Origin of the sequence: Bartonella sp. AA23NXGY, from assembly GCF_042197165.1 — a bacterium.
GTDB lineage: Bacteria > Pseudomonadota > Alphaproteobacteria > Rhizobiales > Rhizobiaceae > Bartonella.
Window position 1 is genome coordinate 142,655 of the sequence record NZ_JBHIRO010000004.1, and the last position, 8,615, is coordinate 151,269.

Sequence of the window (8,615 nt, forward strand, 5' to 3'; positions counted from 1 at the left end):
TCCCCTTTGAGATGCGGGTTCTATAGTGAATTAATCAAAGTCATTGGCTTGCACGTCATAAAAGGGTGTGTGGGGGGGGCTCTATGTCGGTGAGTAATATTTGAAAAAAGACTAAAATGCCTCTTATGGACGCTCTCAAAGGTCAATGGCTGTTGTAACATGAGAGACAAATGGTATGATGATGCTCAGCTACTACTTTTATGAAGTGAAAAGGGGTATGAAGGTAAAGAAGGGCGTGGCGTAACAAGGGGCGGTTTTGATGGTTCACTTTACGGGGGCTATTATATCTTATTTACACATACTGTTTTGAAATGAGCGTGGATGCGCTGGGAAATATTAAAAAAGTGCGTGAATGAGGAACACAAGTGTATCCTGTTTTAGGATGCCCTATTGTAACTGAAGAGAATATCTCCATTAAAGAATGCGATAAATAAAAGCATAAAATGTGTAATTTACATCAATTAATTGTCTTTGTCGTGGAGGCTTTAAGTCCGTAAAGCTGAAGAGTGATGATGGATATTAGCTTTACTCCTTGAAATTTCATATTCTGCCAAAATAAAATTATATACGCATTGCGAAAATTACACAAAAAGAGATGGGTAACAGGCTCGCTTTTATTTTGCATATAAAAGCTGAAACGGTTTGCTCTTTATCGTTTTGGTTTCTGTTTTAAAATATGCGATTATATGAGGGATGGAAGTTGATTGACAGCGGAAATGGATTTTATGTGGCTTTCAGTTCTCATCGTTAAGGTTTTGGGGAACTATTGGGGGACTATAGAGGTTGGTTTAAAGAGGTTGGAAAATATCTTTGTGCTTAATAAACAGATGAGACATTTTGCTAAAAAAGGGGAAACTTCTCTTGTTCATTGTTTAAAATGCTCTTTTAAGAAAAAATATCAAAATAAGTATCAGGAACAGAGAGGCAATAGACAATTCCTTCTTGTGTCAATTTGAGGGAAGCTGAACCATTCACGGAAATGGGAACGATTTTTTCGAGAACGGCACTACCAAAACAGGCTTTTTTATTGTTTGTGGGAGGGATGCCGGATTCAAAATTTTCATGCCACGTGATGATAAGTTGCGTTTTGCCATTCAGTTTTGTTTCAATTTCACAGCGTACACAGATGCTCCCCTTTTCTTGGGAAAGGGCTCCAAAAGAAAGAGAATTGACAATCAGTTCATGAAAAGCCAAACCGATATGCAAAGCGGCATTGGGAAAAAGATAAGGATCGACGCCTTCAAGTGAAAAACGTTCTGTTTCTTTCATAAAATAACCTAAAGCCTGCGTTTGGACCAATTCGCGAAATTGAGCACCACGCCAATCGGAATCAGTGATCAGATCTTGAGAATGAGAAAGAGAATGAAGACGACCTTGAAATTTTCGTAAAAAAACCTGAAGAGATTCAGTATAGCGGGCGGTTTGGCTGGCAATACTTTGAATGATCGCTAGAAGGTTTTTAGAACGGTGACTGACTTCGCGAAGAAGGATTTTAAGCACTTGTTCACGGCGGCGTAAGCCGGAAATATTGACACCGGTGGTGATAATACCAATAATGTCTTCGTTATCATTGCGGTGGCAATCAATAGAAAATTTGTACCAAATCTCTTGTTTATTTGTATCTTCAAAACGTGCTTCAACAGTTTGCATTTTGCCACTGGCTAAAACTTGCAGTTTGATGGTTTCCATATTGTCTGCAAGGTCAAGCGAAAAAAAGTCGCTGTCACGACACCCAACCCGCCATTTATTGTGCAAATGGTGTGGCAAGTTTTCAGCCCATAAATAAACCAGATTTGTTGCCTGATAGAGAACGCAAATATCAGCACCACGAATCGCTTGCATGAGCGCACTCATATGAGATTTATCCATGGGAGGCTTTGAAAGAGGCGTAACGATCATAATTTTAAGATGTTACCCTGTTCTAAGCCGCTTTAGAAGCATTCTCTTGAAAAAATAAAGCTTGGGAAATAAGCGCTTTCACCATATCAGGGTTAAAAGGTTTGGTCACTAAAAAAGTTGGTTCTGGACGCTCGCCAGTGAGAAGCCTTTCGGGAAAAGCCGTGATGAAAATCACCGGTATACGGTCATTTTTCAAAATCTCGTTGACCGCATCAATCCCTGAACTGTTATCGGCTAATTGAATATCAGCCAAAATCAACCGTGGTTTTTTCTTATGATACATGATGACAGCTTCATCACGCGTGCGCGCTATTCCTACAACATGATGACCTAGGCTTTCTACCATTTGCTCAATATCAAGTGCAATAAGAGGTTCATCTTCAATAATCATGACTTCAGTGGCAATTTGTTGAGAAATATCAATGGATGCTTGGTTGAGAAGCTTGCGAAATTCTTTCGTATCCAGATTCATGATTTCGCTGGCGTCTTGTTCATGAAATCCTTCAACGGCAATGAGCAAAAATGCTTGGCGTGCACGGGGCGTGAGATAGGATAATTTGGCACTGGTTTTTTGTTCAAGACCAAATTGGGGCAGGGGTTCAGGGATGTTTGGTGTGGTTTGGTCAAAAAGATGGCAAAAAAGCCAATAGGTACCAATTCGGTCAGTGGAGGCTTTGGGAAAAATGGAGATGTCGGCAATGAGTGCTTCCAACATCGCTGAAACATAGGCATCGCCAGAGGATTGGCTACCGGTGACAGAGCGGGCAAAACGCCGAAGATAGGGAAGATGCGGGGCAATGCGCGTTGATAATGACATAATTTATAACTCCTTTGACCTTTCAAGCATTTTGTTGGTTGAAATTCTCAACCGATAAAAAAGTTCCTTGATTTGTATGGAACTTTTTACCGACAGCTATATTTACAACCATAAGGCGAAAAAATCTTCGCGGTGCTACCAGTAATATATGGATTAGGGGGATGAAAAATGAACGACCGTGATGAAAAAAATCTCACTACACAATTTAGAGTTGGAGATGATCTTCTCGGGGTCAATAGCGAAATAGCACGGAAGTTACGTCAATTTTACATGGAAATTCAAGAAGAAGCACTGCCACGGTGTTTGCTTGAGCTTTTAGAGAAGTTGGAGCGCGCAGAGCAATTTGGCTTAAACAATGTGGAAAAGGTTTGAATCCTTTATGTCAAAGTGCGCGAAAAACTTTAAACAAGAACTCCTTTCTGTGTTGCCGGCTTTACGAGCTTTTGCTGTTTCTTTAAGTGGCAAGCACGATAAAGCCGAAGATTTGGTCCAAGATACTGTTATGAAGGCATGGGCTAAGCAAGATAGTTTTGAGATGGGAACTAATCTTAAAGCTTGGCTTTTTACCATTTTGCGCAATGAATTTTATAGTCAAATGCGTAAAAAGGGAAGAGAAGTTCAAGATACCGACGGCGTGTTTACTCAAAATGTCGCTGTTCATCCTGCTCAATATGGATCACTTGATTTGCAAGATTTCAAAAAAGCCTTAAATTTGCTTTCTGCCGATCAAAGAGAAGCCATTATTCTCATTGGCGCATCGGGATTTTCTTATGAAGATGCTGCGGCTATTTGTGGTTGTGCTGTTGGAACCATTAAAAGCCGTGTGAGCAGGGCGCGTAATCGATTACAAGAACTTCTTAAAGTCAATGGTGAGTCTGATTATGGTCCTGATTCTTACTCAGCTGGAAGTACATTGTGTTCATTTAACGGCTAAAAAAGCATAATAATTATGATTGATAGCCTTGTTTTTTTTATTCCCGTTATAGCTATTACAGTAAAGTCAGTATCTGAGGGAATTCAGAAGTTTGGCGTGTATCCTTAGGAACACAAGAAAAGCCTGTATAAAACTTTCTCACGGGCTTTAGGTTTTATGTTCCATAAGGTTGCCTTCCTTTGTGCTGAAAAATGACGACTTTCAAGTTCGCCAATGGACATTCTATGACAACAAAAACAAATTTGATGCCTCAAATGCCTTCTTCTGATGCAACGATATCACGCTGGCGGTGGGGTGCGATTGTTGTTTCTCTTGTTATGGCTCTTTTGGCATCGGTTTTTATTATGTTGCTTTCAAATGCCGTTGATCGAGAAGTCGCACAGTTGAATACAAGTTCAGAATTGCGCGAACAGGCTGATTTGGTCCTTATTAGCCTGATTGATATGGCTGTTGCTGATCGCAGCTATGCAAAAACGCGCAAGGCGGAAGATAAAATACGTTTTGAAAATGCAGAGCGGGAGTTGGGGAATATTCTCGACTATATCGCACTTATTGTTTATGCGCATCCGCAGTGGTATAAATGGTTTACGGCTTTTAAAGAAGAGGTTGAAGCACGAAAAGCCTTTATGAATGCCCATATGCGTGCTCTTGATGCGATTCCTGAACAACCTTCTCAACCTTCTCATGCGGACTCTTTGGAAGTATCAAAGATTCCTGTAGCACGTTTAGCTCAATTGATGACAAGCTTTATTAATGGGGATGATGTGGTGCGACAAAAACAGCGTGAGGGTATCGCATTGATGCGGGCGGCTTTGACATTGGCGGCTATTGTTTCCGTTGTGAGTACCTTTATTTCTGCCTATTTTGTTATTAATCGTTTTCATCGTGATATGCGCTCTTTAAAATTGTATCAATTGCTGCTTCATAGTGAAAATATCGCTCTGGAAGCCCGCGTGAAAGAACGAACACAAGAATTAGAAAGAGCACGTAATCACGCTGAAAAAGAACGCCAACGGGTTGAAATATTGTTGCAGGATGCAAGCCATCGCATTGGCAATTCTCTTGGGACGGTGTCTTCTTTGTTGGGGCTCCAGTTAAACCGGAGCAAAAATGAAGAGGTCCGTGCTGTTCTAGGGGCTGCACGTGATCGTATTCAGACAATTTCTACAGCACATCGTCGTTTGCGCTTAAGTGATGATATGGAAACGACTTTATTGGCAGAGTTTCTCAGCTCTGTTGTGCATGATGTCGAATTGGCAGTCCCTTTTGAATTGCGTGAAAACATCACCATTCACACCAACTTTAAAGATTGTCGCCTGTCTTCAAGAGATGCGACAACACTTGGAATTATCCTTGGTGAACTGCTGACAAATTCCTTAAAACATGCCTTTCCTGATCAACGGTCTGGTCATATTTATATCTCCTTTGGTCCCCAGAAAGATGGACAATTGATGCTCATTGTAGAAGATGATGGCGTGGGAATGAAAAGCCAAACTTTAAAACAAAAAACAGGACTTGGTCGTGTGGTCGTGGAACAGCTCTGTATGCAATTTGGTGAAAAACCTCTGTTTGAAACTTCTGCTTTAGGAGGCACAAAGATTGTCATTCCTTTGCCAAAACTTAGCATGAATAGTTCAAAAAAAAGCTCTGACTGATTTTTTAAAAGGGTAAATTTTCTCTTTTCTCGTGGTAAGCTGCCTTTCATTCATCGTGAATGTATGGGGAGGGCATCTTTTCACAAGAAGAAGGAAAAATACGGCTTCAGTAGCGCGAACACAGCACCATTCATATCAGATTGTCAATTGCCTTCAAGAGAAACAACTTTGCTTCTTTATCTTTTGGTGTAATGTTTGATTTTCTCTCTTGTTGTTTTTTTGCTTTGTTGACTCCGATGATCGGCTTTCAAAGTTCTCCTTGTCTGAGAGCTTTGAAGTGCTTAAGTTAGCCTTTAAATTTATTTTGAATAAGAACTTCTTTGAGCCAATAATACTTATATTCGTAAGCTCTATTGCTTTGCAAAGAGAGAGTTTTTTCAAGTTTTGTTATTTTTTGTAAGGCATGTGAAACTTTAAATATGGGGTGTTTTTGTAAAAGTGTGTAACAAATATTCTCAAGGATAACTTGCTTAGAAAGTTCATGAAACACTGTCCTTTAGGGCTATGCACAACAAGCATTCAATAGGTGGAATCTATTCAAAAAGAAGTCGGGTTGTTTATAGATTGATATGGATTTTAGAATCTTCATCCTTTAGCGGGCACCTCTTTGATTTGAGATTTTATTGCATGGCAAATAAGGACGGGCTATCGTTTTGATAAAATAAACAAGAAGAGTTAGCCTTTTGGGGTTTCATATTTTTCACTTTTCTATTGTGCGTAAACCAGAAAAGGGGAGGGCGTTTTATTTTTAATCATTGTGATGCGACCTTGGGTGGTGGCATCTTTCGGCGTATTCTTTAATAGATATTTAAAATGCGGAAATCTCTTTAAGAAAAGTAAGCGCTCAAGCATATTTTTTAGATGTTTTGAGTCGTAAAAATGCAGATGCTTTAAGTTTCTTCGGAGGGTGCTATTGGGCTGTTGATCAAGGCATCAATGTTGTTTTTTTCTTGTAGGAATGTTTGTAGGTCTTGATTGGTTAAGGCTTTGCTATCCGGTATACGAATGCGCATGGGATCAACTTTGACGCCATTGACAATGATTTCAAAATGACAATGGGGACCGGTTGCCATTCCTGTTGATCCAACATACCCAATAATTTGTCCTTGTCGTACTTTCACGCCTGGTTTGATGTCTGGTGCATAACGACTTTGGTGTGAATAACTGCTGACATATCCATTGGCATGTTGAATTTCCGTATGGTTTCCATAGCCGCCTGTTACGCCTACTCTTGTGACAATACCATCTCCTACAGCAATAATGGGTGATCCTTTAGGAGCAATCCAATCAACACCCGTATGCATGCGGACATAGCCTAAAATAGGATGTTTGCGTGGACCAAAGGGAGAGCCAAAAATGCCATTTGGTGTGGGTTTGCGCAGCAAGAAAGGCTTTGAACTTTTCCCTTCAGAATCATAATAATCAACGCTTCCATCTTTTAATTGATAACGGTAATATTTATAAGTTGTATTCCCAAAAGTTGCACTAATATAACGAATTTCTGGATCAGCGTTCTTGGATGCTTCCTTTGCTTTCAAATTCTTTTTGCCGTTTTTGTTTTCTTTATCGCTTTGTGGTACAGCATAAAATATTTCGATCTGATCATTGGGTGTTATCGGACTTTTCATATCAATATTGGTGGCCAGCAGACGAATAAGACGATGAGAGAGAGATTGTGATATATTATGGCTTAGCAAAGCACTATAGAGTGCATCATAAGCCGTTGGTAATTGTGCGCTATTGATATAAGAATGTGGAATACCATTTTGAAAAGCCGTTTTAAGTGCTTTAGACATTTTAGGCTCTGTGCTTTCAATGAATTGGCCTTTATCATTCAGGGCAATGGTGAGAACATGATGCATCCCTTGATAGATACTTGCGCGTACGAGATGGTCTTCTTCACCAGCTTGTGTCACGATACCAATGCGTAAAAGGCTTCCCTCTTTAAGGGAATCGGAAAGGCTTATTTTTTCTAGCGTTTTTACAACCTGGTCAATTTGCTTTTTTGTATAACTGGTTTTTTTGAAAGCATCGGCTATCGTTTGTTTTTTACGAATAGGAATAATATCTTCAACATAGTTTTTCGTCAGATCGATACGGTGACTTTGAGGAGAAACGGTTACATTTTCTTGAACGATTCGAACTTCAGGGGATTCTGTGCCTTGGGAAGGGGAGGATACATCTTCTAATTTTAAAGGATCAATCAATGTGAGAACTGAAAGAAGTTCGGAGCTCTTTTCTAAAGTAAATCCAGCTTTTTGTACTTCTTGTTGTGCCTCTTCATCTGTCAATGTGTCGCTGTCATCAAAATCGAATTGATTTACCTTAAAATCATAGCTGCGTAAGGTGAGTTTTGTTTCAACCTTTGCACCGTAAATCTGCCCAGAATCTTCTTGTGGTGCGATATTTTGATTTTTCGTATCACTAGCAAGAATGCTTAAAGAATCAAATTTTGGATAGCTATATTTCTGGGGGCGATTTTCGGCTAAAGCCATACGAATCCATTCAAAATGTTGTGTTTGAATGACTTTTTCATCGCCTTTTTTTTGTAGAATCGATAATTCAAATTGACGTTTTCTGTCAAAGCTTTGCCTTGCATGGGTGGGAGAAATACGATCACCTTTATAGCCATTGGCCTCAGGGTCTTGTGATTCTGATAGGTTTTCTTGCGTAAACCATTGTGGCGGTGTTACCAATCGCTGTTGTTCATCAAGAGCCGTAAAAAGTGCAATCCCCATAAGAATGCAGGAAGTGATTCCTGTCAGAATGGTTCCCGTAAGCCAACGAGCAGAGACCTGTCGGCGCGCAGGCCGCAAGCGCTTGACGACAAGAGCAGGGTCTTGTCCAGGATCGTTTTTTTGTTGTTCGTTATCCCACATAGATTTATAAAAGTACTTTTCAATATTAAATAAAGAAAGCTAGATAGATAGATAGCTTAGCATGCTTCTACAGGAATTTGATTCTTTTTACAAATTACAGATCATGCGATTCTCTTTATACAGCAATGTCTTTATAAATCGTATCTGCGCAGAAAATTTTCTCTATTAAAGTAGTATAAAACAAGCGTTATTGTGATTAACTCATTCCCAGGCAACTTCCTATTTTTATGCATTGCAATGGGGTGCTATATTTTACTTTAAAGGCGCCATGCTCTCTTTGAACTCCTTGCTGTTTTCATGTTTTATTTTTATGAAGGCAGATTTTGCCTATAATTGCTTGTTTCCAATAATGTCTTGAAATAGGATTTTTTGTTCAATATTTTATTGGTAAAGTTTGGGTTATTTTATTTAAAAAAAAATAAAAAATGATA

Annotated in this window: 6 protein-coding genes; 3 read left to right on the forward strand and 3 right to left on the reverse strand. The window is 39.5% G+C overall.

Features of this window, described 5'->3' with window-relative positions:
- Nucleotides 1–885: 885 nt before the first annotated feature.
- Together ACFINY_RS03755 and ACFINY_RS03760 are read right to left on the reverse strand one after the other, a co-directional pair.
- The gene (locus tag ACFINY_RS03755; protein ID WP_375611690.1) at nucleotides 886–1,899 is read right to left on the reverse strand and encodes a sensor histidine kinase; all 1,014 of its coding nucleotides are present in this window, start codon (nucleotides 1,897–1,899) and stop codon (nucleotides 886–888) included.
- 22 nt (nucleotides 1,900–1,921) lie between these two features.
- The gene (locus tag ACFINY_RS03760; protein ID WP_375607013.1) at nucleotides 1,922–2,716 is read right to left on the reverse strand and encodes a response regulator; all 795 of its coding nucleotides are present in this window, start codon (nucleotides 2,714–2,716) and stop codon (nucleotides 1,922–1,924) included.
- A 168-nt stretch (nucleotides 2,717–2,884) separates the two neighbouring features.
- On the opposite strand from ACFINY_RS03760, the gene ACFINY_RS03765 reads away from it, so the two are divergent.
- The 3 genes from ACFINY_RS03765 to ACFINY_RS03775 all read left to right on the forward strand — a co-directional run bounded on the left by ACFINY_RS03765 (nucleotide 2,885) and on the right by ACFINY_RS03775 (nucleotide 5,305).
- Nucleotides 2,885–3,088 carry a NepR family anti-sigma factor gene (locus tag ACFINY_RS03765; RefSeq protein ID WP_375610684.1) on the forward strand — a complete coding sequence of 68 codons (204 nt, stop codon included), beginning with the start codon at nucleotides 2,885–2,887 and terminating at the stop codon, nucleotides 3,086–3,088.
- Between the two features lie 7 nt (nucleotides 3,089–3,095).
- On the forward strand, nucleotides 3,096–3,650 hold the full coding sequence (locus ACFINY_RS03770) for an RNA polymerase sigma factor (RefSeq protein ID WP_375611691.1): 555 nt from the start codon (nucleotides 3,096–3,098) through the stop codon (nucleotides 3,648–3,650).
- Between the two features lie 224 nt (nucleotides 3,651–3,874).
- Nucleotides 3,875–5,305, forward strand: a complete 1,431-nt coding sequence (locus ACFINY_RS03775; protein ID WP_375611692.1) for a sensor histidine kinase — start codon at nucleotides 3,875–3,877, stop codon at nucleotides 5,303–5,305.
- Nucleotides 5,306–6,195: 890 nt separating this feature from the next.
- Here the strand turns inward: ACFINY_RS03775 and ACFINY_RS03780 are convergent.
- Nucleotides 6,196–8,184, reverse strand: coding sequence for a M23 family metallopeptidase (locus ACFINY_RS03780; RefSeq protein WP_375629211.1), 1,989 nt, complete (start codon nucleotides 8,182–8,184; stop codon nucleotides 6,196–6,198).
- Nucleotides 8,185–8,615 lie beyond the last annotated feature (431 nt).

Coding starts and splice junctions, on each gene's coding strand:
- ACFINY_RS03755 (WP_375611690.1), bottom strand. CDS start 1,899: ATGATCGTTACGCCTCTTTCAAAGCCTCCCATGGATAAATCTCATATG.
- ACFINY_RS03760 (WP_375607013.1), bottom strand. CDS start 2,716: ATGTCATTATCAACGCGCATTGCCCCGCATCTTCCCTATCTTCGGCGT.
- ACFINY_RS03765 (WP_375610684.1), top strand. CDS start 2,885: ATGAACGACCGTGATGAAAAAAATCTCACTACACAATTTAGAGTTGGA.
- ACFINY_RS03770 (WP_375611691.1), top strand. CDS start 3,096: ATGTCAAAGTGCGCGAAAAACTTTAAACAAGAACTCCTTTCTGTGTTG.
- ACFINY_RS03775 (WP_375611692.1), top strand. CDS start 3,875: ATGACAACAAAAACAAATTTGATGCCTCAAATGCCTTCTTCTGATGCA.
- ACFINY_RS03780 (WP_375629211.1), bottom strand. CDS start 8,184: ATGTGGGATAACGAACAACAAAAAAACGATCCTGGACAAGACCCTGCT.